The following is a 25,662-nucleotide window of genomic DNA, read 5'->3' as shown; positions in this document are numbered from 1 at the left end:
TAGTCTTAGCGTGGATCGCGGTGACGGACGTCACTTCACCTGTCTACGCTATCCTTGTGCGAGACTCACGCAGGAATCCAGCGCAATATGAATGTCCTGATCGTTGATGACGAACCCTTGGCCCGCGAGCGCCTGAGCCGAATGGTTGGCGAACTCGAGGGATACAGCGTCCTGGAGCCTAGCGCCACGAACGGCGAAGAGGCGTTGGCACTGATCGACAGCCACAAGCCGGATATCGTGTTGCTCGATATCGGCATGCCTGGCCTTGATGGCCTGCAAGTGGCTGCAAGATTGTGCGAACGCGAAACCCCGCCCGCCGTGGTGTTTTGCACAGGGCCCGATGAATTTGCCGTGGAAGCCTTACAGGCCAGCGCCGTAGGCTATCTGGTGAAACCTGTGCGCACCGAACACTTGCAAGAAGCGTTGAAAAAAGCTGAGCGCCCCAATCGCGTCCAGCTGGCAGCACTTACCCGTCCTGCCGCCGAGACCGGCAGCGGTCCGCGAAGTCATATCAGCGCCCGAACCCGCAAGGGCATTGAACTGATCCCGCTGGGCCAGGTGGTCTATTTTATTGCCGATCACAAATACGTGACCTTGCGCCACGAGGGTGGTGAAGTGCTGCTCGACGAGCCGCTCAAGGCACTTGAAGACGAATTCGGCGACCGATTTGTGCGCATCCATCGCAACGCCCTGGTCGCCCGCGAACGAATCGAACGCCTCCAGCGTACGCCCCTGGGTCATTTCCAGCTGTACCTCAAGGGTTTGAACGGTGACGCGTTGATCGTCAGTCGGCGCCACGTGGCGGGCGTTCGAAAAATGATGCAACAGCTTTAAAACGCGGTTTACAGGCGTTTTATCCAGCTGCTTGCAGGACATCCGAGGCCAGGGAGGCCGCTACACTTCTGATACAAGTCAAAGTGGATTTGGCTGAGCTGTTATTATCCGCCGTATCTATTCAGTACGGATTGATCCATGTCCTCTCGCGAAATCCGCATCGCCACCCGCAAAAGTGCTCTCGCCCTGTGGCAGGCCGAATATGTCAAAGCCCGTCTGGAACAGGCCCATCCCGGACTGCTCGTGACGCTGGTGCCCATGGTCAGTCGCGGCGACAAGCTGCTTGACTCGCCGCTCTCGAAAATCGGTGGCAAAGGCCTGTTCGTCAAAGAACTGGAAACGGCGCTGCTGGAAAACGAAGCAGATATCGCGGTGCATTCGATGAAGGATGTGCCCATGGACTTCCCCGAAGGCCTGGGGCTGTTCTGTATCTGCGAGCGTGAGGACCCGCGTGACGCTTTTGTCTCCAATACCTACGCCAGCCTGGACGAACTGCCTGAGGGCAGCATCGTCGGCACCTCCAGCCTGCGTCGCCAGGCCCAGTTGCTGACCCGTCGTCCGGACCTGGAAATCCGCTTCCTGCGCGGCAACGTCAACACCCGCCTGGCCAAGCTTGATGCCGGTGAATATGACGCGATCATCCTGGCGGCTGCCGGCCTGATTCGACTGGGCTTCGAAGACCGCATCACCGCGGCCATCAGTGTCGACGACAGCTTGCCTGCCGGCGGCCAGGGCGCAGTGGGCATCGAGTGCCGTAGCGTCGATACACAAATTCACGCCTTGCTGGCTCCGTTGCACCATCAGGACACAGCCACTCGTGTCACCGCCGAGCGAGCTCTCAACAAGCACCTGAATGGTGGCTGCCAAGTGCCGATCGCCTGCTACGCCGTGCTCGAAGGCGAGCAGATCTGGTTGCGTGGCCTGGTGGGCGATCCGAGCGGCGGCCTGCTGCTCAGCGCCGAGGCGCGTGCTCCACGCAGCGAGGCCGAGTCCCTGGGCGTGCAAGTGGCCGAAGACCTCCTGAGCCAGGGTGCCAATGACATCCTCAAAGCGGTCTATGGCGAGGCAGGTCACGAGTGATCCGCTGGCGCCTGTTGCTGACGCGACCTGCCGATGAGTCGCTGGCACTGGCGAACGTGCTGAGTGAGGCGGGAGTTTTCAGCAGTAGCTTGCCGCTTTTGGACATAGCGCCTCTTCCCGTTTCTGCCAACATGCGCGAAGTGATCCAGGCTCTGGATCGCTTCGATGCGGTGATAGTGGTCAGCAAGCCCGCCGCCAGAATCGCCGTTGAACTGCTGCGCCAGCATCGGTCTGAGTTCCCGGCCCTGAAGTGGTTCAGTGTCGGCGCCGCTACGGCTCAGATCCTCGACCAGTACGGCCTGGACGTCAGCTTTCCCGAAGGCGGTGATGACAGCGAAGCACTGCTGGAGCATGGCGCGTTTCGCCAGGCTATCGGCGGACCTGCTTCAAGGGTGCTGATCATGCGTGGGGAGGGCGGGCGAGAGCTCCTCGCTGAGCGTTTGCGCGAGCTTGGTGCTAGTGTCGAGTATCTGCAGTTGTACCGCCGCGAGCTGCCGCACTATCCCCCGGAGACGTTGCCGGAGCGGATTCGGGCGGAACGCTTGAACGGGCTGGTGGTCAGCAGTGGACAAGGTTTTGAGCACTTGCATCGATTGGCTGGCGATATCTGGCCGCAATTGGCGCAGTTGCCGTTGTTTGTACCGAGCCCCCGGGTCGCCGAAATGGCGCATGCCGCCGGGGCGCAAATAGTTGTGGATTGTCGTGGCGCCAGTGCCACGGCTTTGCTGACGGCGTTACGGGAGCATCCCGAACCCGTTCTCTAATGCAAAGGATGGATACGTGAGCGAAACAGCCTTGCCAAAAGATGACGTCCAGCCAGTGCTGCATGCCCCGGTTGAAGATCCGATTGATACCCTGCCGCCTGCACCCGAGCAGCGCCGGGGCAATGGCCTGGCAATCGTCGCGCTGTTGCTCGGTGCGGCCGGTGTCGCCGTCGGTGGTTGGGGGGTGTGGCAGGTGCGCCACCTGCAAGCCAATAACCAACAGCAACTGAGCCAGGTGCAGGCGTTGAACGATCAGGCGCAGAGCCTGAAACTCAATGAACAGCGTCTGAGCGCCCGCCTTGAGCAACTGCCCCCGGCTGATGAACTGGAAGCACGCAGCCGCCTGGTGGCTCAGCTGCAAGGTGATCAACAACGCCTGAACCAGCGCCTGGAAACCGTCCTAGGTGCCAGCCGCAAGGACTGGCGCCTGGCCGAGGCTGAGCATTTGTTGCGCCTCGCCAGCCTGCGTCTGTCGGCATTGCAGGACATCAGCAGCGCCCAGGCCCTGGTCCAGGGTGCCGACGAAATTCTGCGAGAACAAAACGATCCTGGCTCATTCGCCGCCCGCGAGCAGGTGGCCAAGACCCTGGTTGCGCTACGCAGTACCGAGCAGCCGGACCGCACCGGACTGTTCCTGCGATTGGGCGCATTGCGCGATCAAGTGATCAACCTCACCGAGCTTGCGCCTGAGTACAAGGACCGTGGCGAGTCGTTGCTGGGCCTGACCGCCGATGGCGATGGTGCCAGCCGCTGGGCGCAGTGGTGGGACCAGATCTCGCGCTACATCCGCATCGACTTCAATGCCGACAAGAACGTTCGCCCGTTGCTGGCAGGCCAGAGCCTCAGCCAGGTGCGCCTGGCCTTGAGCCTGGCCCTGGAGCAGGCCCAGTGGGCCGCGCTGAATGGTCAGGGCCCGGTCTATACCCAGGCCCTCGCCGAAGCGCGGGACGTGCTCAAAGGCAACTTCAACCCGGACAACCCGCAGAGCAAGGTGATGCTCGAACAAGTGGGTGAATTGAGCAAGCAACCGGTGACCGTGGTTACCCCGGACCTCACTGGCACACTCAGCGCCGTGCAGGGGTATCTGGAGCGACGTAACGTCAACGCCGAGGACTCGATCAAGCCGATGGCCAAGCCTGCCGCTGACGCCGCGCAGGAGGCCACGCCATGAAACGCCTGTATGTGATCGTGTTTCTGGTGATTGCCGCGGCTGCCGCGCTGGGCCTGGCGATTGCCGAACATTCCGGGTACGTGCTGATCGCCTACAAGAGCTTCCGTTTCGAGTCGAGCCTGTGGGCCACCCTCGCGCTCGTGGCCGTATTGTGGCTGGTGGTCTGGGGCATCAAGGCGCTGATCGAGCTGGTGATGACGTCCAGTGGCGTGGTCAATCCCTGGTCGCGGCGCAATCGTAGTCGTCGCGTGCAGGTCGCGATCGAACATGGCCAGCTGGACCTGGCGGAGGGTCGCTGGGCCAGTGCGCAGCGTCATCTGCATCGTGCTGCGGAAGCTGAGCGTCAACCGCTGCTCTACTACCTCGGCGCCGCCCGCGCGGCCAATGAGCAAGGCAAGTACGAGGAGAGCGACAATCTGCTCGAGCGCGCGCTTGAGCGTCAACCCCAGGCCGAGCTGGCGATTGCCTTGAATCATGCGCAGCTGCAGACCGACCGTGGCGACACCGAGGGTGCCCTGGCGACCCTGCAGGCCATGCACGAGCGCCATCCGCATAACGTCCAGACGCTGCGCCAGCTGCAACGCCTGCATCAACAACGAGGCGATTGGTCGGCGGTGATCCGGCTGTTGCCGGAGCTGCGCAAGGACAAGGTACTGCCGCCGGCCGAGCTGGCTGACCTGGAACGTCGTGCCTGGGGTGAGAACCTGTCGCTGGCGGCGCATCGGGAAGAAGACGGCACCGTCGGCCTGCAGTCGCTCAACAACGCCTGGCAGAGACTGACGTCGGCCCAGCGCCAGGAGCCGCAACTGGTATTGGCCTACGCCGAGCAGCTACGCCTGCTGGGTGCTCAGGTTGAAGCGGAAGAGGTTCTGCGCACTGCGCTCAAACGCGACTACAACAGCCATCTGGCGCGCCTTTACGGTTTGGTCCGCGGCAGCGATCCGGCCCGGCAACTGCAAACCGCAGAAGGCTGGCTCAAGGATCATCCTGCAGACCCGAGCCTGCTCCTGACACTCGGTCGCCTGTGCCTGCAAAGCAGTTTGTGGGGCAAGGCGCGCGACTATCTGGAGAGCAGCCTGCGAGTGCAGCGTAACCCGGAAGCTTGCGCGGAACTGGCGCGGTTGCTGGCACAATTGGGTGATACCGAGCGCAGCAATCAATTGTTCCAGGAAGGCTTGGGTCTGCTGGATGAGCGCTTGCTGGCGGCACCGTTGCCGGCGCCTGTCCACGCTTGATTTTCAGATGATGATTGAGAGGAGGGAGCTCGCTCCCTCTTCGCTAAAAACTGCCTTTCCAGCGTCAGAATATTCCCCTCGAAATGCTCAACCGGCTTCGTCCTACAGACGATTACATCAGATCCTAATACCCCTGTCGGTATTTCCCTCCTGCACTGTAGAACTCTCCCTGCTGTAGTACCTTGAAAGGTCTGCGCGCTTTCCTCTAACGTAATCGCCTGTCTCTTACTGTTACGGAAATGCCATGTCTTTGGCCCGCTCACGTTCCTTGTTCTTCATGGCTTTCGTCGCAGGTGCCCTGGCGTTGGGCATTTCCTATTACCTGGAATATGCGGTCGGCCTCAGGCTTTGCGGCCTGTGTATCCTGCAGCGTGGCAGTCTGTGGTTGCTCACGGGATTGTGCCTGTCGGCTTCGGTACATGGCCCGGAACGCCTGGGGACGCTGGTGTATTGGATGCTGGTGCTGACCTGCAGCCTGGCGGGAACCATCACGGCGTGGCGGCAGGTGCTGTTGCAGAGCGATCCGCTGCATCACTTGTCCGACTGCTCGTCGAGTCTGGTCGAAGCATTTGCCGATACTTCCTGGTCGGGTGCAGTGAAATTGATGTTCGAGGGTACTTTCGATTGTGCGGAGATTTCCTGGACGCTGTTCGATCTGAGCATCCCGGAGTGGAGCCTGCTGTTCTTCTGTGCGATGACAATTATGGTTGTTTATCAACCGCTCAGGCTTCTGTGGATCACCCTCCGGCGACCACTCAGCGGCGAGTCGTCGCAGCAGGGTCTGGCGCGCGATTAAACACTTGTATGAACTTTATCTCCTGCGTACCTTGAAGCCACAGTCGCGCGGGCATAATCTGGCCCGCACGTGTCATTGGAATTATGTTGCTCGAATGACGCTCTGCCTGACCGATCTTGGCCTTCAAGTACGTGACAGGTGTAGGGCAGCATGACCCACAAGGGAAGAGAGATCACCATGCTCGAAAGTTGTCAGAATGCTCAAGAACGATGGGGTGGAGTGCATCTGCTGATCGATCGCTGGTTGCAGGAGCGTCACGAACTGGTGCGGGCTTATGACTATCTCGGCGAGAAGCCCGAGGCGCTAAGCGAGAACCGCAAGCCTTTGCAGGAATTCTGCGGTGTGCTGGTCGATTACGTTTCAGCCGGGCATTTCGAAATCTACGAACAGCTGACAGGGGAGGCCAAGGCCTTCAATGACAAGCGTGGGCTGGAACTGGCCGAGACCATTTACCCGCGAATCGACGTCATCACTGAAAAGCTCCTCGCGTTCAACGACCTGTGCGATGCAGGCAAGTGTGTGGCAGAGAAGTTCAAGGAGCTCGGTGGCCTGTTGCACGAGCGCTTCGAACTGGAAGACTGCCTGATCGAAGTGTTGCACACCGCTCACAAGGAAGAGGACCCGGTTCAGGCCTGAACCTCTTCATGCAAGACAAGAAAACGGTGCGCTCGGCGCGCCGTTTTTTGTGCCTGGAATTCAGTTTTTTGCGCCGCGTAATTCCACCTCGAATACCAGTGGCGTGAAGGGCGCGATCAGGTCGCCAGCGCCGTCAGCGCCATAGGCTTGTGCCGAGGGAATTACCAGCCGCCATTTCGCACCTACCGGCATGTCCTGCAGCGCACTTCGCCAGCCCGAGATCACGCTGTCCAGGCTGAACCACTGCGGCTGACTGTTCTGATCGAACACCGTGCCGTCGGGAAGGCGTCCGATGTACAGCACCTGGACCTTGCCGTTCGGGCCAGCCTTCGCTCCGGTACCCGGCGCCAGCTCGGTCAGCAGGATGCCGTCAGCAACTTCACGAACGCCAGGCCGGGCCTTTTCCTCGGAAAGAAAACGCTGTTCTTTTTCGAGGGCAATTTCGCTTTGCGGGACTGCTGGTTGCTCGGCAATTTGCGCTTCGTGTTCGGCGAGGATCCGCTCGATCTGCTCGTCTTTCAGCGCCAGGGGTTTGCCCTGATAGGCCTGCTGCAAACCATCGAGCAATGCCTGCAATTGCAGATCGGGCACCTCCTGGCGCAGGCGTTCGCCAAGGCTTGCACCCAGGCTATAGGCGAGATCGTGGGAGTCAGTTTCGGTGGTTTTTTCCGCAGCCTGAGCTGTTGAAAAAAATACGCACAACGATAAAAAAAGATAACGCGACATGGGCACTCTCCGGCCTGAGATGCGGCGGATTATGCCAGTGCGAATGCCGTGAACGGTGAACTGCTTTTGCGCGGGTGAAGAAGTTTTGCCGTCCGTTGCAACACAACGCTTTCGATACTGTCAACATGCCCTAGCGGCGGTGTCTGCAGAGGTCTAGTATGAGCCGCACCCACGTCAGCCAGGAGGTAAACCATGTCGGCCACCAAGAAGCCTGTAAATACTCCGTTGCACTTACTCCAACAATTGTCGGGCAGCTTGCTCGAGCATCTGGAAACCGCTTGTTCGCAAGCCTTGGCTGATGCTGAAAAACTGCTCGCCAAGCTGGAAAAGCAACGCGGAAAAGCGCAGGAAAAATTGCACAAATCTCGCACTAAATTGCAGGACGCTGCGGCGGCCGGCAAAGCCAAGGCGCAAGCCAAGGCCAAGGGTGGAGTCAAGGAACTTGAGGACTTGCTCGATGCCCTCAAGGATCGTCAATCCGAGACCCGCAACTACATCCTGCAACTCAAGCGCGATGCCCAGGAAAGCCTGAAACTGGCCCAGGGTGTCGGTCGTGTTCAAGAGGCTGTCGGCAAGGCGTTGTCCCTGCGTTCGGCCAAGCCAGTTGCGGTACCTGCCAAGAAAGCCGCAGCCAAAACGACTGCTGTAAAAGCACCGGCTAAACCTGCTGCCAAACTAGCTGCAAAAGCGCCGGTGAAAGCTGCTGCTAAAAAACCAGTGGCTGCCAGTGCTGCCAAGCCGGCGGCGAAATCGGCTGCGGCAAAACCAGCTGCCAAAACAGCTGCTGCCAAGCCAGCTGCGGCAAAACCAGCAACCAAGCCAGCGGCAAGAACCGCTGCTGCAAAACCTGCTGCTAAAACCACTGCGGCAAAACCAGCTGCGGCAAAAGCGCCTGCCAAACCTGCCGCAAAAACTGCCGCTGCCAAACCGGCTGCAGCAAAAACCGCAGCAGCCAAACCTGCTACCAAACCAGCAGCTAAAACTGCGGCTGCCAAACCTGCTGCAAAACCCGTCGCAGCAAAAACAGCCGCCGCGAAACCTGCAGCCAAGCCAGCAGCAAAACCTGCGGCCAAACCGGCTGCTAAAACTGCCGCTGCAAAACCTGCTGCCGCCAGCAAGCCGGCAACGGCTGCAAAACCTGCTGCTGCCGCCAAGCCAGCCACAGCTGCGAAACCTGCCGCTGCCAAGCCAGCTGCAAAACCAGCAGTGAAAAAACCCGCTGCTGCGAAGCCGACTCCGACCCCTGCTGCCAAGCCTGCAGCGCCGGCTTCGTCGACGACCTCTGCATCGGCTTCGCCTGCTGCAACCAGCACTTCGACCACCACTGCGGCGCCAACGCCAGCCCCGTCGTCGAACCCAGGCTCTACCCCAACCAGCGCTTCCTAAGTGCCGGTCACCGCGACGCGCAGCTGATGCAGCGCGTCGCGGCCAACGTTGGTGGTGTCCGCCGCGACACCTTCCAGCCAGGCCGTTGACCCGGCCCTGTCATTCTGCGGCCACTGCTGCGCGGTTTTTTCCAGTCGCAACAAAAGAATCCGCTCGCCTTCAAGTTCCAGTGCCTTGAGTTTTTCCCGCAACCCATGCAGATCAGTGTCGCCAGCTGCGCCGGCTTTCCATTGGGTGCGCAGTGCACGAAGCGGCTGTATCACGCCGACATCCCAGCCTTCGACCACCTCTCGCAGTTGCCGCAAACGCGGTTCGCTAAATACCACCCCTCGTTGTTCCAGCCACATCCCGCAAAGCAGCAGGCACACATTCGTCCCCGCCGATTGCAGTTGCAGGCACGCCTGCTCGGCGCCGGGCCGGGCATAAACGTCAAGGGAAAAGCTCCACAGGTCAGAGGACATAGTGCTACTCGCGCCAGTTGCGAGCGAAGCTGGTAGACTCCGCCGCCATTATGATTCGACTTCAGAACCTGACTTTACAGCGTGGCCCGCAGCGTCTGCTAGAAGACGCCGAGCTAACCCTGCACGCCGGCCACAAAGCCGGCCTCATCGGTGCCAACGGCGCCGGCAAATCGAGCCTGTTCGCCTTGCTTCGGGGTGAGCTGCACCCGGACTCGGGTGATTGCTTCCTGCCGGCCGACTGGCGCATCGCCCACATGCGCCAGGAAATCGAGACGCTCGAACGCATTGCGGTCGACTATGTGCTCGATGGCGACCTGCGCCTGCGTGAGGTGCAACGGGACCTTGCGGCAGCGGAAGCGGCTCACGACGGTGCCGCTCAGGCCCGCCTGCACTCGGAACTCGACAGTGCCGACGGGTACACCGCCGACGCCCGGGCTCGCAAGCTGCTGGCCGGCCTTGGGTTCACCAACGAACAGATGGATCGTCAGGTCGGGGATTTCTCCGGTGGCTGGCGGATGCGCCTGAACCTGGCGCAGGCACTGATGTGCCCCTCGGACCTGTTGCTGCTCGACGAACCCACCAACCACCTGGACCTCGACGCCATCATCTGGCTCGAGGAATGGCTGAAAAGTTATCCCGGCACCTTGTTGCTGATCTCCCACGACCGGGATTTTCTCGATGCCGTGGTCGACCACGTGGCCCACGTCGACCAGCGCAAGATCACCCTGTATCGCGGCGGGTACACCGCATTCGAGCGTGCCCGCGCCGAACGTCTGGCCCAGCAGCAACAGGCTTACGAGAAGCAACAGGTGCAGCGGGCGCACATGGAAAGCTACATCGCGCGCTTCAAGGCCCAGGCCACCAAGGCCCGTCAGGCCCAGAGCCGGATCAAGGCGCTGGAGCGGATGGAAGAGTTGTCTGCGGCCCACGTCGATTCGCCATTCGATTTCGTGTTCCGGGAATCAACCAAGATTTCCAGCCCGCTGATCGATCTATCCGATGCCCGTCTGGGCTACGGCGAAAAAACCGTGCTGGAGAAGGTCAGGCTGCAACTGACCCCTGGCGCGCGGATCGGCTTGCTCGGCCCGAACGGCGCCGGTAAGTCGACCCTGATCAAGAACCTCGCCGGTGAACTCGAACCCTTGGCCGGTCGCCTGACCCGTGGCGAAAATACCGTGGTCGGTTACTTTGCCCAGCATCAGCTCGACTCCCTGGACTCCAAGGCCAGCCCGTTGCTGCATATGCAGCGCCTGGCGCCGACCGAGCGTGAGCAGACGTTGCGCGACTTCCTCGGAGGTTTTGACTTCCGCGGAGCGCGCATCGACGAGCCGGTGCTGAATTTCTCCGGTGGCGAGAAAGCGCGACTGGCCCTGGCATTGATCGCTTGGGACCGGCCGAACCTGCTGCTGCTCGACGAACCCACCAACCACCTCGACCTGGAAATGCGCCTGGCGCTGACCATGGCCTTGCAGGAATTCAGTGGTGCGGTATTGGTGGTCTCCCACGATCGCCATCTGCTCAAGAGCACCACCGACAATTTCTACCTGGTAGCCGATGGCAAGGTCGAGGAATTCGACGGCGACCTGGACGACTACACTCGTTGGCTGGTGGAGTACCGCCAGCGCAACGCGCCAGTCAGCAGTACTCCGGTCAACCCGGACAAGACCGACAAGAAGGCCCAGCGCCAGGCCGCCGCTGCATTGCGCCAGCAACTGGCGCCGCACAAACGCGAAGCCGACAAGCTCGAGGCCGAACTGGGCAAGTTGCACGAAAAGCTGGCGAAGATCGATGTCAGCCTGGGCGACAGCGACATCTACGAACCTGCGCGCAAGAATGATTTGCGTGACCTGCTGGCTGAGCAGGCGAAGCTCAAGGTACGTGAAGCTGAACTGGAGGAGTCCTGGATGGAAGCCCTCGAGCTGCTTGAAAGTATGCAGGCGGAGCTGGAGGCGTTGTCCTGATGGAGGACTTCAGGCTGCCGCTGTCAGCCGTGTGGATCGAACCTTTGTGGCTGGTGCTGCAGATTCTGCTGATCCTGCTGGCGGGCTACTTCGCCCAGCGCTTTGTCGCCAAATGCCTGAACCGCCTGGGTGAGCGCTACCCGTTTCCTCCGCAGCTGTTGCTGCCGCTGCGAGGCGGGCTGCGCTGGCTGATCATGGGTAGCGCGCTGATTTTCGTGCTGGAACGCCTGGGCGTGTCCGCCACGGTGCTGTGGACGGCGCTTTCCGGTTTTGTTGCGGTCGCGGCGGTGGCGTTCTTCGCCATGTGGAGCGTGCTGTCCAACCTGCTGTGCGCGATCCTGATCTTCACCGTGGGGCCGTTCCGCATTGGCGACGTGGTCGAACTGGTCGATACCACCGACAAGCCAGGCGTGAAAGGGCGAGTGATCGCAATCAACCTGCTCTACACCACCTTGATCGAAGCCGAAGAGCTCGGCACCGGCAGCGCAATGGTGCAAGTTCCCAACAGCCTGTTCTTCCAGCGCTCGGTTCGGCGGTGGCGGGGCAGTGACGTTTTCCCGTCGAGCGGGTTTGAGAAGTAAATCTTCATCGTGAGCAGGCTCAAGGCCCTGTTGGCGTGAGCCTGCTCGCGATAGCGCCCTCAAACCATACACATCCTGTAAAAATCTATGGTCATCAGCCCCAAGCCGCATTAGCTTAGGCATCTGTCACGAGAGTCTGAGTCGAGGTGTGCGATGGAGCTTCAAACATGGCTGGCGTTTTTTGCCGCCTGCTGGGTGATCAGCCTTTCTCCGGGTGCCGGCGCCATTGCGTCGATGTCCAGCGGTCTGCAATACGGTTTCTGGCGCGGATACTGGAATGCCCTCGGCCTGCAAATCGGCCTGGCGGTACAGATTGCCATCGTGGGCGCCGGTGTCGGCGCCATCCTCACTGCATCGGCTACGGCGTTCTATGCGATCAAGTGGTTTGGTGTCGCTTACCTGGTGTTCCTCGCGATCAAGCAATGGCGCGCACTGCCCACTGACATGAGCGACGATGCAGCAGTACGGCAGATCGGCAAGCCGCTGGCGCTGGTGTTTCGTGGTTTTCTGGTGAACATCAGCAACCCCAAGGCTTTGGTGTTCATGTTGGCGGTGCTCCCGCAGTTCATCGATCCCCATGCGCCGCTGTTGATCCAATACGTGGTGATCGGAGTCACCATGGTCTGCGTCGACCTGATCGTCATGGCCGGTTACACCGGTTTGGCCTCCAAAGTACTGCGCATGCTGCGCACCCCCCAGCAGCAGAAACGCATGAACCGCACCTTTGCCGGCCTGTTCATCGGCGCGGCAGCGTTCATGGCGACGTTGCGCAAAGCCGCGGCTTAACCCCCATCCCTGAGGCGGGCGGCCCCCAAGCCGCCTTGTACCTGAACCGGCCCTTGTAGCAGCTGCCGAAGGCTGCGTCCGACTGCGCAGCAGTCGCCTGTCCCAAAGCACAATCATCACGAACCCAACGAACAAAGCTTGAGTGAATCTCATTCGAAGTGAACAATATGTAACTTCGTATTTCCTACTGAGATTCATTCATGATTGCCCCGTCGCGATTCCTGGCCTGGCTGTTAATCCCCCTGGCAGTCCTTTGCAGCACCCGGCTGCTGGCCGACACTGTGGACGGTGCGCCGCAGGCTCTACACGGCCTCGATTACATTGCTGCGGATTACCCGCAGACGGTGCAGGGGGGCAAGGTCATTAATGAATCCGCCTATCGCGACCAGCTCGATTCGATCAAGGCCGTGCAAGACCTGATTTCCGGCCTGCCGACCAAACCGGATCAAGCTGCGCTGGTGCAGGGCATCAATTCACTGCGTAGCGCCATTACCGAGCGTCAGGAGGGTGCCGATGTGGCTCGCCAGTCCCGGCAGCTCGCGGCAAAGCTGGCGGTGGCCTACGAAATTAGCCAGGCACCAATCATTACCCCGGATCCTACTCGGGGGGCGCCTTTGTACGTCCAGCATTGCTCGGTGTGCCACGGGGATGCGGGGGCGGGCGACGGCCCGGCAGGCGTCGGCCTGACTCCGCCGCCGTCGAATCTGCGTGACAGCGCGCGTATGGATCGCCTGAGCCTCTACGCGATCTACAGCACCCTTGGGCTGGGCATTGAAGGCACCGATATGCCAGCGTTCGCCGATCAACTGGATGATCGCCAGCGCTGGGACCTGGCCACCTACATTGCCAGCTTCAGCGCGCAGCCGAATGCTGCCGCCGCTGAAAAGATTTACAACATTGCCGACCTGGCCCGCCAGACTCCTGCCGAAGTACAGGCCGCCGAAGGTCCGCAGGCGGCTGCGATCTATCGCGCGCAGCGCGCTCAGCCACCGCAGGTCAAGCGCGGGCCGGCGCAACTGCTCGATTACACCGCAGCAACACTGGACAAGAGTATTGCCGCCTACCGGGCCGGTGATCACGATCAGGCTTATGACTTGTCGGTAGCCGCCTACCTGGAAGGTTTTGAGCTGGTCGAGAGCTCTCTGGACAACGTCGACGCCAACGTGCGCAAAGACACTGAAAAATCCCTGATGGCCTACCGTCAATCCTTGCAGGACGGGTTGCCGGTGGCCCAGGCCCAGCAGCGGCTGGATACCGCGAAGGGCAAATTGAAAGAGTCTGCCGACCTGTTGGGCAGCGACGGCTTGAGCTGGTCCCTGAGCTACATTTCCGGGCTGTTGATTTTGCTGCGCGAAGGCCTGGAAGCCATCCTGGTGCTGGCGGCGATCCTCGCATTCCTGCGTAATACCGGCCAACAATCAGCGGTACGCAGCGTCAACGTCGGCTGGGGCCTGGCCCTGCTGGCCGGCCTGGCCACCTGGGGCCTTGCCGCCTATGTCATCGACGTCAGCGGATCGCAACGCGAACTGCTCGAAGGCGCTACAGCGTTGTTCGCCAGCGTTATGGTGCTGTGGCTTGGCGTGTGGATGCACGATCGGCGTCACGCCGCTGCGTGGCAGGATTACATCAAGAGCAGCCTAGTGGGCGGCGGTGGACGCTTCGGGTTTGCCACCCTGGCGTTCTTTTCGGTCTATCGCGAGTTGTTTGAGGTGATCCTGTTCTACGAAACCCTGTGGCTGCAGGCGGGGCCTGCCGGGCATAACGCGGTGCTTGCCGGGGGGGCCACTGCGCTGGTGTTGCTGGTAGGCCTGGCCTGGGTGATCCTGCGCGGTTCGGCGAAGTTGCCGCTGTCGTTGTTCTTCAGCATCAACGCTGCGCTGTTGTGCGCGCTATCGGTGGTGTTCGCGGGTCATGGGGTCAAGGCGTTGCAGGAGGCGGGGATTTTCGGCACGCGGCCGGTGCCATTCTTTGACTTCGACTGGCTGGGGATTCACGCTGATGCGTATTCGCTGGGTGCGCAGGCGGTAGCGGTGACTGCGATTGTCCTGCTGTATGGGCGTAGCTGGTTGGCGGAGAAGCGTCGGGTTCAGGTCTCTTAAGAGCAATCGCTGCGCTCACAATCGCGGGCAAGCCTTGCTCCCACAGGTATCAGTCGCGGGCAAGTCTTGCTCCTGCAGGTATCATTACTGTGGGAGCAAGGCTTGCCCGCGATGCTTTTCAAATGGAGAAAACACAATGCGCGTATGGATCGATGCCGACGCCTGCCCCCGGGCGGCCAAGGACCTGGTGGTGAAGTTCGCCCTCAAGCGTCAGTTTGAAGTAGTGCTGGTTGCCGGCCAGCCGCAAATCAAGCCGGGCCTGGCGCTGGTGAAGTTGATCGTGGTGCCCAGCGGCCCCGATGCGGCCGATGACTATCTGGTGGAGCACGCAGTCCCGGGGGAACTGGTGATCTGCAGCGACGTCCCGCTGGCCGACCGGTTAGTGAAGAACGGAGTCACCGTGCTCGATCCGCGAGGCAAGGAGTTTGACGCGCAGAATATGGGTGACCGCCTGGCAGTGCGCAACCTGTTCACCGATCTGCGTGAGCAAGGCCAGATGAGCGGTGGGCCAGCACCATTTGGCGACCGCGAGAAGCAAGCGTTTGCCAACTCGCTGGACCGGATCCTGACTCGGCTGACCCGCAAACCCTGAGCTCGCTCAACCCTGACGCTAACCCCTGTAGGAGTGAGCCTGCTCGCGATGAGGCCGGCACAGCCAACATCGCTGGCGGCAGTTACATCGCCATCGCGAGCAGGCTCACTCCTACACGTCGTTTTCGTGAGTCAGTTCGAGAACCCGATCCACAAGTTTATTGATCCCCGAAGCCGCTTCACTGATCGACTGCGCCAGCATGTAAGCCGGCGTGCTCACCAGTTTGCGCGCCTTGTCTTCGACGATGTCGGTGACCGCGCACTCGGTATGGGTGGCCCCCATCTTGTTCATGGCAGCGGCAGTATCGGCATCGTTGCCAATGGTGCAGTTCACGCCGGGACCGTAGATCTTCGCCGCCAGGGCGGGGGAGATGCAGATCAGCCCGACCGGCTTTCCAGCTTCGGCAAAGGCTTCAGTCAGCGCCAGGACGTCAGGCTGCACAGTGCAACCGGCTCCTTCGATGGCGAAGTTAGACAGGTTCTTCGCCGCACCGAATCCGCCTGGCACGATCAGCGCATCGAAGTCCGCGACGCTGGCCTCGCGGATGTCCTTGATATGCCCACGGGCGATCCGCGCCGATTCAACCAGCACGTTACGCGACTCGGGCATTTCCTCGCCCGTGATGTGGTTGATCACGTGCAGCTGCGAGATATTAGGCGCGAAACACTGCACCTGGGCGCCACGCTGGTCCAGCCGCAACAGGGTGATGACGCTCTCGTGGATCTCGGCGCCGTCGTAGACGCCACAGCCGGAAAGGATCACTGCAATTTTTTTGCTCATGGGCTTTTCTCCTTATTCATGGCGCTAAATGTCCACTAATTTGCCACTCGTTGCCATAGGCATAAATTGCGGTTACAACCAGGCACACCGTCCGTTTAACGGGCTCTCCCTGAGCAGAAGGCTTTCTACATGGATCGCAACGAAGCCAGGGTGTTCATTATTTGCGAGCGTCTATCACGCGGCGGGACGACGCACACAGTGCGCGGAGAAAAGGGAGGCTTGCTGCGAATCGGGGCCGCTGCGGGTGCAGAGGCCGTTTACTCGATTGGCGTCTTGGGGGCTGCAGCCTTGGCCTGTTCGGCTTTCAGCGCCTGTTCGTCGGCGTAGACCTTCTTCGCCAGCTGGGCATTCTTGAAGCGCCGGCGCAGCCATAGGCCCACGCCCAGGACCAACAGGGCGCCAAGCACCCACAGCTCGTACTTCTTGACGCTGCCGAGCATACCTTCCAGCACCGCGCCAAAATGATACGCGGCCGCCGCCAGTGCCGAGGCCCAGATCGCCGCGCCAATCCCGTTCAGCAGCAGATAACGTCCCGGTGGATAGCCTGAAAGGCCGATGGCCACGGGCATCACCGTGCGCAGTCCATAAACGAAGCGGAAGCTCAGGACCCAGATGTCCGGGTGCTTGCGGATGTGCTCCAGCGCCCGGTCGCCCATCATCTGCCAGCGCGGCTTGCGCGCCAGCAGCTTGCGGCCATGCTTGCGGCCGAGGAAATACCACAGCTGGTCGCCCGCATAACTGCCACAGAACGCGACTATGGTGACGATCTTGATGTCCATGTATCCACGGAACGCAAGGAAGCCCGCGAGTACCAGGATGGTTTCGCCTTCGAAGAACGTGCCGAGAAAGAGGGCGAAATACCCGAATTCCTGAAGAAATTGCTGGAGCATTGTCTGGGTGCTGGCGAAATGAACGCGCAGCCTAACCCTTCGAGCACATTCATGAAAGTGTCCAAATGTGTCTCGACGTGAACATTTCCTACAAGGACAATGGAATGTGCCTACCTGTCACAGGGGTGCACATAACTGTAATACGACGGTCATAATGGCAGCTTATAACTGTCACGCTCGCCCGCCAGCGCGGGCTCAGGAGTCTGCTGTGAGCTTTACCCCCGCTAACCGCCTGTTCCCAGCCACCCGTCTGCGACGCAATCGTCGTGATGATTTCTCGCGCCGGCTGGTTCGTGAAAATGTTCTGAGCGTGGACGACCTGATCCTGCCGGTGTTCGTGCTGGATGGTGAGAACCGTCGCGAAGCGGTAGCGTCGATGCCGGGTGTCGAGCGCCTGACCATCGATCTGCTGCTCGAAGAAGCGGCCAAGTGGGTCGAGTTGGGGATTCCAGCGTTGGCACTGTTTCCCGTGACGCCGTCCGAGCTCAAGTCGCTGGACGCGGCCGAAGCCTGGAACCCGGATGGCATTGCCCAGCGCGCCACACGCGCATTACGTGCGCAATTTCCCGAGCTGGGCGTGATTACCGACGTAGCCCTCGACCCGTTCACCACCCACGGCCAGGACGGTATTCTTGATGAGGACGGCTACGTGCAGAACGACATTACCGTCGATGCACTGGTCCGCCAGGCGTTGTCCCATGCCGAAGCCGGGGCGCAGGTGGTGGCTCCGTCCGATATGATGGACGGGCGTATCCAGGCGATCCGCGAGGCCCTGGAATTGGCCGATCACGTTAACGTGCGAATCATGGCCTACTCGGCGAAATACGCCAGCGCCTACTATGGCCCGTTCCGCGATGCGGTGGGTTCGGCGCTGAACCTGGGCAAGGCCAACAAGGCCTCCTACCAGATGGACCCGGCCAACAGCAACGAGGCCCTGCACGAAGTGGCAGCGGACTTGTCAGAAGGCGCGGACATGGTCATGGTCAAGCCAGGCATGCCGTATCTGGACATCCTCTGGCGGGTCAAAGAAGAATTCAAAGTGCCGACGTTTGTTTATCAAGTCAGCGGCGAATACGCCATGCACATGGCGGCGATCCAGAATGGCTGGTTGAGCGAAGGGGTGATCCTTGAATCCCTGACCGCTTTTAAACGCGCAGGCGCCGACGGCATCCTGACTTACTTTGCCGTCCGTGCCGCTCAATTGTTACGAGAGCAGAAATAGCCCTCCCAGGAACATTCCATGAATACCGAAGGACTCACTGAAGTTGCCGTAAAAGATGCTCAACCCGTGGTAGAGCAAATCGCCGAAACACCGCCGGAGCTGGAGCCATCTCCACCCGCGGTGGTGGTCGAAGCCGTATCAACGGCGCCGGCGATTGCCATTCCCGGCCTGGATGACAGCAGCCTGTACATCCATCGCGAGCTTTCGCAGCTGCAGTTCAACATTCGCGTGCTGGAACAGGCGCTGGATGAGTCCTATCCGTTGCTGGAGCGGCTGAAGTTCCTGCTGATCTTCTCCAGCAACCTGGACGAGTTCTTCGAGATTCGAGTCGCTGGCCTGAAGAAACAGATCACTTTCGCTCGTGAACAGGCGGGCGCCGATGGACTGCAACCGCATCAGGCCCTGGCGCGCATCAGCGAGCTGGTGCACGGCCACGTCGACCGCCAATACGCGATCCTCAACGATATTCTGTTGCCGGAGCTGGAGAAACATCAGGTCCGCTTCATCCGCCGCCGCCACTGGACCACCAAGATCAAGACGTGGGTGCGCCGGTTCTTCCGCGACGAGATTGCGCCGATCATCACGCCGATCGGCCTGGATCCTACTCACCCATTCCCGTTGCTGGTGAACAAGAGCCTGAACTTCATCGTCGAGCTGGAAGGTATCGATGCGTTTGGCCGTGATTCCGGCCTGGCGATCATTCCGGCCCCGCGCCTGCTGCCGCGAGTGATCAAGGTGCCGGAAGAGGTGGGCGGCTCGGGTGACAACTACGTATTCCTGTCGTCGATGATCCACGCGCACGCCGACGACCTGTTCCAGGGCATGAAGGTCAAGGGCTGCTACCAGTTCCGCCTGACCCGTAACGCCGACCTCGCGGTCGATACCGAAGACGTCGAAGACCTGGCCCGCGCGCTGCGCGGCGAACTCTTTTCGCGCCGTTATGGCGACGCGGTGCGACTGGAAGTGGCTGACACTTGCCCGAAACACCTCTCCGACTACCTGCTCAAGCAGTTCAACCTGCATGAGACCGAGTTGTATCAGGTCAACGGCCCGGTCAACCTCACTCGCCTGTTCAGCATCACCGGCCTCGACAGCCAGCGCGAGCTGCAATACCTGCCGTTCACGCCGCAGATCCCGAAACTGCTGCAGAACAGCGAGAACATCTTCAGCGTGATCAGCAAGCAGGACATCCTGTTGCTGCACCCGTTCGAGTCCTTCACGCCGGTGGTCGACCTGCTGCGCCAGGCGGCGAAAGACCCACACGTATTGGCCGTGCGCCAGACGCTGTATCGCTCCGGGGCCAACTCGGAAATCGTCGACGCGCTGGTGGATGCCGCGCGTAACGGCAAGGAGGTCACCGCGGTGATCGAGTTGCGAGCGCGGTTCGATGAAGAGTCCAACCTGCAGCTGGCCAGCCGTCTGCAAGCGGCCGGTGCGGTAGTGATTTACGGCGTGGTCGGGTTCAAGACCCACGCCAAGATGATGCTGATCCTGCGTCGCGAGGCCGGGGAGATCGTGCGCTACGCCCACTTGGGTACGGGCAACTACCACGCGGCCAACGCCCGGCTGTACACCGACTACAGCCTGCTGACCTCCGACGATGCCTTGTGCGAAGACGTGGGCAAGCTGTTCAGCCAGTTGATCGGCATGGGCAAGACCCTGCGCATGAAAAAGCTGCTGCACGCACCGTTCACCCTGAAAAAGGGCATGCTCGACATGATCGCCCGGGAGACGCAGTTCGCCCTGGACGGCAAACCGGCACACATCATTGCCAAGTTCAACTCGCTGACCGATCCGAAGATCATCCGTGCGTTGTACAAGGCCAGTCAGTCCGGTGTGCGCATCGACCTGGTGGTCCGCGGCATGTGCTGCCTGCGCCCGGGCATCGCCGGGGTTTCGCACAACATCCACGTGCGCTCGATCATCGGGCGTTTCCTGGAGCACACCCGGGTTTTCTATTTCCTCAACGGCGGCGAAGAGCAGATGTTCCTGTCCAGCGCCGACTGGATGGAGCGCAATCTCGACAAGCGCGTCGAGACCTGCTTCCCGGTGGAGGGCAAGAAGCTGATCATGCGGGTCAAGAAAGAGCTGGAGCTGTACCTGACCGACAACACCCACAGCTGGAGCCTGCAGTCGGACGGGCGCTACATCCGCAACACACCAACCGGCAACCAGAACCCGCGCAGTGCTCAGGCAACGTTGCTGGAGCGGCTGGGCAGCCCGATCCTGGCGGTGCGTTAACGCACGGCCCTATGTGGGAGCGGGCTTGCTCGCGAATGCAGTGTGTCAACCGACCTTTAGATTGACTGACACTCCGCTTTCGCGAGCAAGCCCGCTCCCACAAGGGACAATTGCGTTGCCCGCTGAATCGCGGGCACAAAAATGGCCTTCCGAAGAAGGCCTTTTTCACTTTCAGCGGACGTTAAGCGTAAACCCAACTCGCGTCAGCCACTCCGCCTCAAGCGCGAAATCTGCCTGGGTCAGCTGGTTCTCATCCAGCCAGTTGGCCGGGAACAGCACATCCAGGCTATCGCCGTTGGCTCGCAGAACCACCTGGGGCATTTCCTGGGTGCCGCGGATGTGATGGAACAGGATCGCAAAGCGCAGCAGCACGCACAGGCGGATCAGCTTGCTGCCATCGTTGCCGAACTCGGCAAACTTGTCCTTGGGAATGTTGCGCCTGTGGCCGCGCACCAGCAGGGCGAGCATTTGCTGATCTTCGCGGGAGAAGCCGGCGAGGTCGGAGTGCTCGATCAGGTAGGCGCCGTGCTTATGGTAATGGTAGTGGGCGATGTCCAGGCCCACTTCATGGACCTTGGCCGCCCAGCCCAGCAATTCACGCCACACGCCGTCATCCAGGTCCCAGTCTTCGGCCACCTGATCAAACGCGTGGAGCGCCTTGCGCTCTACCCGCGCCGCTTGTTCCAGGTCGACGTGGTAACGCTCCATCAGCGAGCTGAGGGTGCGCTCACGGACGTCTTCGTGGTGATGACGGCCCAACAGGTCGTACAGCACGCCTTCACGCAGGGCGCCTTCACAGTGATCCATGCGCTGCAACTCGAGGGCGTCGAAGATGGCTTCGAGAATCGCCAGGCCGGCCGGGAAGATGGCGCGGCGGTCAGGCTTGATGCCTTCGAAATCGATCTTGTCGGCGTCGCCCAGCTTGAACAGCTTGCGCTTGAGCCAGGCCAGGCCTTCGGCGTTGACTTCGCCAGTGCCGTGCCCGCCGGCTTTCAACGCCAGGCCGATGGCGCGAATGGTGCCCGAGGAGCCGATCGCTTCATCCCAGGTCAGACGGTGCAGGGCATGTTCAATGCTCATGATCTCCAGCCGCGCCGCCGTGTAGGCCTGGGCGTAACGGGCCGGCGTGACCTTGCCATCCTTGAAGTAGCGCTGGGTGAAGCTGACGCAGCCCATCTGCAGGCTTTCGCGCAGCAGTGGTTCAAAGCGCTGACCGATGATGAACTCGGTGCTGCCGCCGCCAATGTCGGCCACCAGGCGCTTGCCCGGGGTGTCGGCGAGGGTGTGGGACACGCCCAGGTAGATCAGGCGCGCTTCCTCCCGGCCGGAGATGACTTCCACCGGATGACCGAGGATTTCCTCGGCGCGACGGATGAATTCATTGCGGTTGCGCGCTTCGCGCAGGGCGTTGGTGCCCACGATCCGCACGGCGCCCGGAGGCATACCGTTGATCAGTTGGGCAAAGCGTTTCAGGCAGTCGAGCCCGCGCTGCATGGATTCTTCGTTGAGCTGGCGCTCTTCGTCGATGCCTGCGGCGAGCTGAACCTTTTCCCCGAGACGTTCGAGAATACGAATTTCGCCGTTCTGGGCCTTGGCCACGACCATGTGAAAGCTGTTGGAGCCCAGGTCGATTGCGGCGATCAGGGACAGATTCTTGGCTTGGGATTGCGGCATGGTCTGGGGGTCTCGGTCGATAACCTCGACATCGTGCCACGATCAAAGGCTGACGCCAACGCGCAGTGTTCAAACCCTTGATCCTGAGCAGCTAAGCCGGTGGCTGCTGCGCAGCCAATCGCGAGCAGGCTCGCTCCTACAGGGTTTGGTGTTGCCCTAGTCTTGAGACCAACACAACACCAATGTAGGAGTGAGCCTGCTCGCGATAGCGGTCCTTCAGGCTGTCGCCTCCACCGTTCCAATGAAATTCGCCAGCTCCGCCGTTTGCGGGTTGGCAAATAATTCCTTTGGATGCCCCACCTCATGCACCTTGCCTTTATGCATGAACACCAACTTATCCCCCACCTCCCGGGCAAAGCGCATTTCGTGGGTCACCATGATCAGCGTCATACCCTCTTTGGCCAGCCGCCGAACCACACTCAGCACCTCATTGACCAATTCCGGGTCCAGCGCTGAAGTGATCTCGTCACACAACAATACCTTGGGCGACATCGCCAGGGCCCGGGCGATCGCCACGCGCTGCTGCTGTCCTCCGGAGAGCCTATCGGGGAAGGCATCAAACTTCTCGCCCAACCCGACTCGCTCCAGCATCTCGCGCGCCAGCTCGGCCGCTCGGGCCTTGGGCACTTTCTGCACCACCTGCGGGGCGAGCATCACGTTCTCGCCCACAGTCAGGTGCGGGAACAGGTTGAACTGTTGAAACACCATCCCGACTTTCTGCCGCAGGGTGCGCAGGTCAGCGCGGGCCGCGTCGAGGTATTCGCCGTCAACTTCAATCACGCCATCGTTGATCGACTCCAGGCCATTGAGCGTGCGCAGCAAGGTGGATTTGCCCGAGCCACTACGACCGATGATTGCCACCACCTGGCCTTCCTCGACGCTCAGGTCGATGCCTTTGAGCACGTGGTGGTCGCCGTAGTATTTATGCAGGGCGGAAATTCTAAGCAGAGGCATGCAGTCTCCTTTCCAGATAGCGCGCGCTGAGTGACAGGGGGTAGCAGAGCAGGAAGTAACCGAGGGCGACCAGGCCGTAGACCATGAAGGGCTCGAAGGTCGCATTGGCGAGCATGCCGCCGGTCTTGGTCAGCTCGGTAAAGCCGATGATCGAGGTCACTGCGGTGCCTTTGACCACTTGCACCGAGAAGCCCACGGTCGGCGCGACGGCGATGCGTAGCGCCTGCGGCAGGATCACGTAGCGCAGCTGCTCCAGCGGGTTGAGCGCCAGGCTCGACGAGGCTTCCCATTGGCCGTTGGGGATCGAATCGACGCAGCCGCGCCAGATCTCTGCCAGGTAGGCGCTGGTAAACAGCGTCAGGGCGACGGCCGCAGCCATCCAGGCGGAAATTTCCACCCCGGCCAGCGCCACGCCAAAAAACACTAGGAACAGCTGCATCAGAAGCGGCGTGCCCTGGAACAGTTCGATGTAGGTGCGCGCGATATTGCGCGGCAGGGGTTTCTTCGAGATGCGCATGACCATGACCAACAGGCCAATCACCCCGCCGCCAATGAACGCCACCAGTGACAGCGCCAACGTCCATTGCAGGCCTGTGAGCAGGTTGCGCACGATGTCCCAGAGGGTGAAATCGCTCATTGGCTGCTCCTGGAAATAAAGCGCCGGCCGATCCAGTTCAGCAATTGGCGGATCATCAGCGCCATGCACAGGTAGATCAGCGTGGTCAGGGCATAGGTTTCGAAGGCGCGGAAGTTGCGCGACTGAATAAAGTTGGCGGCAAAGCTCAGCTCCTCAGTGGCGATCTGCGAGCAGACCGCCGAGCCGAGCATGACGATGATGATCTGGCTGCTCAGGGCCGGCCAGACTTTGCCCAGCGCGGGCAGCAGGATCACATGGCGGAACGCTTCGAATCGGCTCATTGCCAGCGCCGCAGCAGCTTCCAGTTGCCCTCGTGGAATGGCCTGGATGCCGGCGCGGATGATCTCGGTGGAATACGCGCCGAGGTTGATCACCATGGCCAGCACCGCAGCCTGCCACTCTGAAATCTGCAGGCCCAGGGATGGCAAGCCGAAGAAGATGAAAAACAGCTGCACCAGGAATGGCGTGTTGCGGATCAACTCGACGTAGACCCCGAAAATCGCCGCGAACGGCCGGATGTTCCACGCCCGCACCAGCGCCCCGACAATGCCAAGGCCGACGCCGAGCACGGCGCCAATGGCCGTCAACTCAAGCGTGAACAGTGCCCCGCGCAACAACAGATCGGTGTTGTGCACCACCGGTAGAAAGTCAAACTGATAAGCCATGTCAAAACTCCCGAACGACGATCAGAGATCGGCCGGCAGCGGCTCTTTCAGCCAGGTCTGGGCGTTTTTCTCCAGCGCGCCGTCGGTCTTCGCGGTCGCCAGGATCTGGTTGACCTTGCCCAGCAAGGCCGGCTCATTCTTGTTCACTCCGACGTAGACCGGCGAATCCTTGAGCTTCACTTTCAATGCAGGTACACGCTTGGGGTTTTTTTCGCTGATCGCCACCATCACCACGTTGCCGCTGGCAATCAGGTCGACCTGGCCGGCGAGGTACGCGGCGATGGTCGAATTGTTGTCCTCGAAGCGCTTGATCGTCACGCCCTCGGGAGCCACCTTGGTCAACTCGATGTCTTCGATGGCGCCGCGGGTGACGCTGACAGTCTTGCCCTTGAGGGCGTCCAGATCCTTGATGTCGGCGTCCGGCGGGCCGAACACTGCCAGGTAGAAGGGCGCATAGGCGCTGGAAAAGTCGATGACTTTCTCGCGCTCGGGATTTTTGCCCAGGCTGGAAATCACCAGGTCGACCTTGCCGGTGGTGAGGAACGGGATGCGGTTGGTGCTGTTGACTGGGGTCAGCTCAAGCTTGACCTTGAGCTGGTCGGCCAACAGTTTTGCGGTATCGATATCCAGGCCCCGGGGTTTCATGTCCGGCCCTACCGAGCCGAAGGGCGGGAAATCCTGGGGCACGGCCACCTTGAGGACGCCGCGCTTGACTACATCCTCCAGGCCGTCAGCGTGGGCGGGCGCCTGGGTCAGCATCAGGCTGGCAAACAGGGCGGCGAGGAAGGCGCTGTAGCGCTTGGTCATGGCAAGACTCCGAATCGGCTGAAATTTTTTCTGCGATTCGATAGAGCACGGCCTGTGCCAACCCCGCTTTTATCGGCTGCGGCCCGCGGATTTGCGGGTGCTTGCTGAATTTTGCCTGGGCGCGCCAGCGCACCTAAATGGTGCGCGCAGCGAGCAATCATTCCCCCGATGCTCGAATTGAGCTATACCCAAACTCATGCAGCACCATAGCGAGACTCAATCATCTGCAGCTTCCTGAACGGGGGAAGGGCGGCTATGATGGGCCACGTTTTTTTGCTTACAACCTGGAGACTTCCATGAGCAGCGATCTTATCAAACACGTTAGCGACGCTAGCTTCGAGGCCGATGTACTGAAGGCCGAAGGCGCTGTGCTGGTCGACTACTGGGCTGAATGGTGCGGCCCTTGCAAAATGATCGCTCCGGTCCTGGACGAGATTGCAGAAACCTACAAAGGCAAGCTGACTGTTGCCAAGCTGAACATCGATGAAAACCAGGAAACCCCGGCCAAGCATGGCGTGCGTGGTATCCCGACCCTGATGCTGTTCAAGAACGGCAACGTTGAAGCGACCAAGGTCGGCGCACTGTCGAAGTCGCAATTGGCTGCTTTCCTCGACGCCAACATCTAAGCGTCGTAATAAAGTGTCCGAAAAAGGCCCCGCTATCTGCGGGGCTTTTTCGTTATGG

The 25,662-nt window shown here is 60.8% G+C and carries 25 protein-coding genes; 16 read left to right on the top strand and 9 right to left on the bottom strand.

What is annotated here, in order from left to right:
• The first annotated feature begins 87 nt into the window (after positions 1 to 87).
• The 7 genes from ORL50_RS01860 to rsd all read left to right on the top strand — a co-directional run bounded on the left by ORL50_RS01860 (position 88) and on the right by rsd (position 6,516).
• Entirely contained in the window at positions 88 to 834 is a 747-nt protein-coding gene (locus tag ORL50_RS01860; protein WP_045059682.1) for a LytR/AlgR family response regulator transcription factor, read from the top strand.
• Between the two features lie 138 nt (positions 835 to 972).
• Positions 973 to 1,914, top strand: a complete 942-nt coding sequence (hemC, locus tag ORL50_RS01855; protein WP_266009519.1) for a hydroxymethylbilane synthase — start codon at positions 973 to 975, stop codon at positions 1,912 to 1,914.
• Positions 1,911 to 2,678 carry a uroporphyrinogen-III synthase gene (locus tag ORL50_RS01850; RefSeq protein WP_266009518.1) on the top strand — a complete coding sequence of 256 codons (768 nt, stop codon included), beginning with the start codon at positions 1,911 to 1,913 and terminating at the stop codon, positions 2,676 to 2,678. Before hemC ends, ORL50_RS01850 begins: the two co-directional genes overlap by 4 nt.
• Before the next feature lie 16 nt (positions 2,679 to 2,694).
• A complete protein-coding gene (locus tag ORL50_RS01845) occupies positions 2,695 to 3,849 on the top strand; it encodes a uroporphyrinogen-III C-methyltransferase (protein ID WP_266009517.1) in 1,155 nt (384 codons plus the stop codon).
• Positions 3,846 to 5,084, top strand: a complete 1,239-nt coding sequence (locus ORL50_RS01840) for a heme biosynthesis protein HemY (RefSeq protein ID WP_266009516.1) — start codon at positions 3,846 to 3,848, stop codon at positions 5,082 to 5,084. The genes ORL50_RS01845 and ORL50_RS01840 overlap by 4 nt, the downstream gene beginning before the upstream one ends.
• Positions 5,085 to 5,328: 244 nt before the next feature.
• Entirely contained in the window at positions 5,329 to 5,880 is a 552-nt protein-coding gene (locus tag ORL50_RS01835; RefSeq protein ID WP_266009515.1) for a disulfide bond formation protein B, read from the top strand.
• Positions 5,881 to 6,057: 177 nt separating this feature from the next.
• Positions 6,058 to 6,516, top strand: a complete 459-nt coding sequence (rsd, locus tag ORL50_RS01830) for a sigma D regulator (RefSeq protein ID WP_266009694.1) — start codon at positions 6,058 to 6,060, stop codon at positions 6,514 to 6,516.
• Positions 6,517 to 6,576: 60 nt separating this feature from the next.
• Here rsd and ORL50_RS01825 read toward each other — a convergent pair whose 3' ends face one another.
• The gene (locus tag ORL50_RS01825; protein WP_266009514.1) at positions 6,577 to 7,242 is read right to left on the bottom strand and encodes an FKBP-type peptidyl-prolyl cis-trans isomerase; all 666 of its coding nucleotides are present in this window, start codon (positions 7,240 to 7,242) and stop codon (positions 6,577 to 6,579) included.
• A 192-nt stretch (positions 7,243 to 7,434) separates the two neighbouring features.
• On the opposite strand from ORL50_RS01825, the gene ORL50_RS01820 reads away from it, so the two are divergent.
• A complete protein-coding gene (locus ORL50_RS01820) occupies positions 7,435 to 8,628 on the top strand; it encodes an AlgP family protein (protein ID WP_266009512.1) in 1,194 nt (397 codons plus the stop codon).
• On the opposite strand, the gene ORL50_RS01815 is transcribed toward ORL50_RS01820, so the two are convergent.
• Positions 8,625 to 9,089, bottom strand: a complete 465-nt coding sequence (locus ORL50_RS01815) for a TIGR02444 family protein (protein WP_266009510.1) — start codon at positions 9,087 to 9,089, stop codon at positions 8,625 to 8,627. The two genes, ORL50_RS01820 and ORL50_RS01815, sit on opposite strands and share 4 nt — an antisense overlap.
• 50 nt (positions 9,090 to 9,139) lie before the next feature.
• Between ORL50_RS01815 and ORL50_RS01810 the strand changes: the two genes are divergently transcribed.
• The 5 genes from ORL50_RS01810 (at position 9,140) to ORL50_RS01790 (ending at position 15,108) form a co-directional block, all read left to right on the top strand.
• On the top strand, positions 9,140 to 11,050 hold the full coding sequence (locus tag ORL50_RS01810) for an ATP-binding cassette domain-containing protein (protein WP_266009508.1): 1,911 nt from the start codon (positions 9,140 to 9,142) through the stop codon (positions 11,048 to 11,050).
• Complete coding sequence (locus tag ORL50_RS01805) at positions 11,050 to 11,631, top strand: mechanosensitive ion channel family protein (protein ID WP_266009507.1); 582 nt, start codon at positions 11,050 to 11,052, stop codon at positions 11,629 to 11,631. The genes ORL50_RS01810 and ORL50_RS01805 overlap by 1 nt, the downstream gene beginning before the upstream one ends.
• 153 nt (positions 11,632 to 11,784) lie before the next feature.
• Positions 11,785 to 12,417 carry a LysE family transporter gene (locus tag ORL50_RS01800; protein ID WP_266009506.1) on the top strand — a complete coding sequence of 211 codons (633 nt, stop codon included), beginning with the start codon at positions 11,785 to 11,787 and terminating at the stop codon, positions 12,415 to 12,417.
• 200 nt (positions 12,418 to 12,617) lie between these two features.
• Positions 12,618 to 14,516, top strand: a complete 1,899-nt coding sequence (locus tag ORL50_RS01795) for a cytochrome c/FTR1 family iron permease (RefSeq protein WP_266009505.1) — start codon at positions 12,618 to 12,620, stop codon at positions 14,514 to 14,516.
• A 136-nt stretch (positions 14,517 to 14,652) separates the two neighbouring features.
• Positions 14,653 to 15,108 carry a YaiI/YqxD family protein gene (locus ORL50_RS01790; RefSeq protein WP_266009503.1) on the top strand — a complete coding sequence of 152 codons (456 nt, stop codon included), beginning with the start codon at positions 14,653 to 14,655 and terminating at the stop codon, positions 15,106 to 15,108.
• 111 nt (positions 15,109 to 15,219) lie between these two features.
• On the opposite strand, the gene elbB is transcribed toward ORL50_RS01790, so the two are convergent.
• Both elbB and ORL50_RS01780 read right to left on the bottom strand, forming a co-directional pair.
• Positions 15,220 to 15,888, bottom strand: a complete 669-nt coding sequence (gene elbB / locus ORL50_RS01785) for an isoprenoid biosynthesis glyoxalase ElbB (RefSeq protein WP_266009501.1) — start codon at positions 15,886 to 15,888, stop codon at positions 15,220 to 15,222.
• Positions 15,889 to 16,145: 257 nt separating this feature from the next.
• Complete coding sequence (locus tag ORL50_RS01780) at positions 16,146 to 16,778, bottom strand: DedA family protein (protein WP_266009499.1); 633 nt, start codon at positions 16,776 to 16,778, stop codon at positions 16,146 to 16,148.
• Between the two features lie 208 nt (positions 16,779 to 16,986).
• On the opposite strand from ORL50_RS01780, the gene hemB reads away from it, so the two are divergent.
• Both hemB and ppk1 read left to right on the top strand, forming a co-directional pair.
• Positions 16,987 to 18,000, top strand: a complete 1,014-nt coding sequence (hemB, locus tag ORL50_RS01775) for a porphobilinogen synthase (protein ID WP_266009498.1) — start codon at positions 16,987 to 16,989, stop codon at positions 17,998 to 18,000.
• 18 nt (positions 18,001 to 18,018) lie between these two features.
• The gene (gene ppk1, locus ORL50_RS01770; protein WP_266009497.1) at positions 18,019 to 20,241 is read left to right on the top strand and encodes a polyphosphate kinase 1; all 2,223 of its coding nucleotides are present in this window, start codon (positions 18,019 to 18,021) and stop codon (positions 20,239 to 20,241) included.
• Positions 20,242 to 20,412: 171 nt separating this feature from the next.
• Here the strand turns inward: ppk1 and ppx are convergent, their stop codons facing one another.
• The 5 genes from ppx to ORL50_RS01745 all read right to left on the bottom strand — a co-directional run bounded on the left by ppx (position 20,413) and on the right by ORL50_RS01745 (position 24,978).
• Entirely contained in the window at positions 20,413 to 21,915 is a 1,503-nt protein-coding gene (ppx, locus tag ORL50_RS01765; RefSeq protein ID WP_266009496.1) for an exopolyphosphatase, read from the bottom strand.
• A gap of 216 nt (positions 21,916 to 22,131) precedes the next feature.
• The gene (locus ORL50_RS01760; protein WP_266009495.1) at positions 22,132 to 22,869 is read right to left on the bottom strand and encodes an amino acid ABC transporter ATP-binding protein; all 738 of its coding nucleotides are present in this window, start codon (positions 22,867 to 22,869) and stop codon (positions 22,132 to 22,134) included.
• Positions 22,856 to 23,506 (bottom strand): amino acid ABC transporter permease, encoded by a 651-nt coding sequence (locus ORL50_RS01755; protein WP_266009494.1) that lies wholly within the window; start codon positions 23,504 to 23,506, stop codon positions 22,856 to 22,858. The genes ORL50_RS01760 and ORL50_RS01755 overlap by 14 nt, the downstream gene beginning before the upstream one ends.
• The gene (locus tag ORL50_RS01750; protein WP_266009492.1) at positions 23,503 to 24,171 is read right to left on the bottom strand and encodes an amino acid ABC transporter permease; all 669 of its coding nucleotides are present in this window, start codon (positions 24,169 to 24,171) and stop codon (positions 23,503 to 23,505) included. The genes ORL50_RS01755 and ORL50_RS01750 overlap by 4 nt, the downstream gene beginning before the upstream one ends.
• A 21-nt stretch (positions 24,172 to 24,192) precedes the next feature.
• Entirely contained in the window at positions 24,193 to 24,978 is a 786-nt protein-coding gene (locus ORL50_RS01745) for a transporter substrate-binding domain-containing protein (RefSeq protein ID WP_266009491.1), read from the bottom strand.
• 296 nt (positions 24,979 to 25,274) lie between these two features.
• On the opposite strand from ORL50_RS01745, the gene trxA reads away from it, so the two are divergent.
• Positions 25,275 to 25,604, top strand: coding sequence for a thioredoxin TrxA (trxA, locus tag ORL50_RS01740; RefSeq protein ID WP_003206727.1), 330 nt, complete (start codon positions 25,275 to 25,277; stop codon positions 25,602 to 25,604).
• Positions 25,605 to 25,662 lie beyond the last annotated feature (58 nt).

Origin of the sequence: Pseudomonas sp. RIT-562 (assembly GCF_026241895.1) — a bacterium.
Classification (GTDB): Bacteria; Pseudomonadota; Gammaproteobacteria; order Pseudomonadales; family Pseudomonadaceae; genus Aquipseudomonas; species Aquipseudomonas mandelii_F.
Note: the sequence above shows the minus strand (reverse complement) of the source record. Positions and strands in the feature narration are given on the sequence as shown.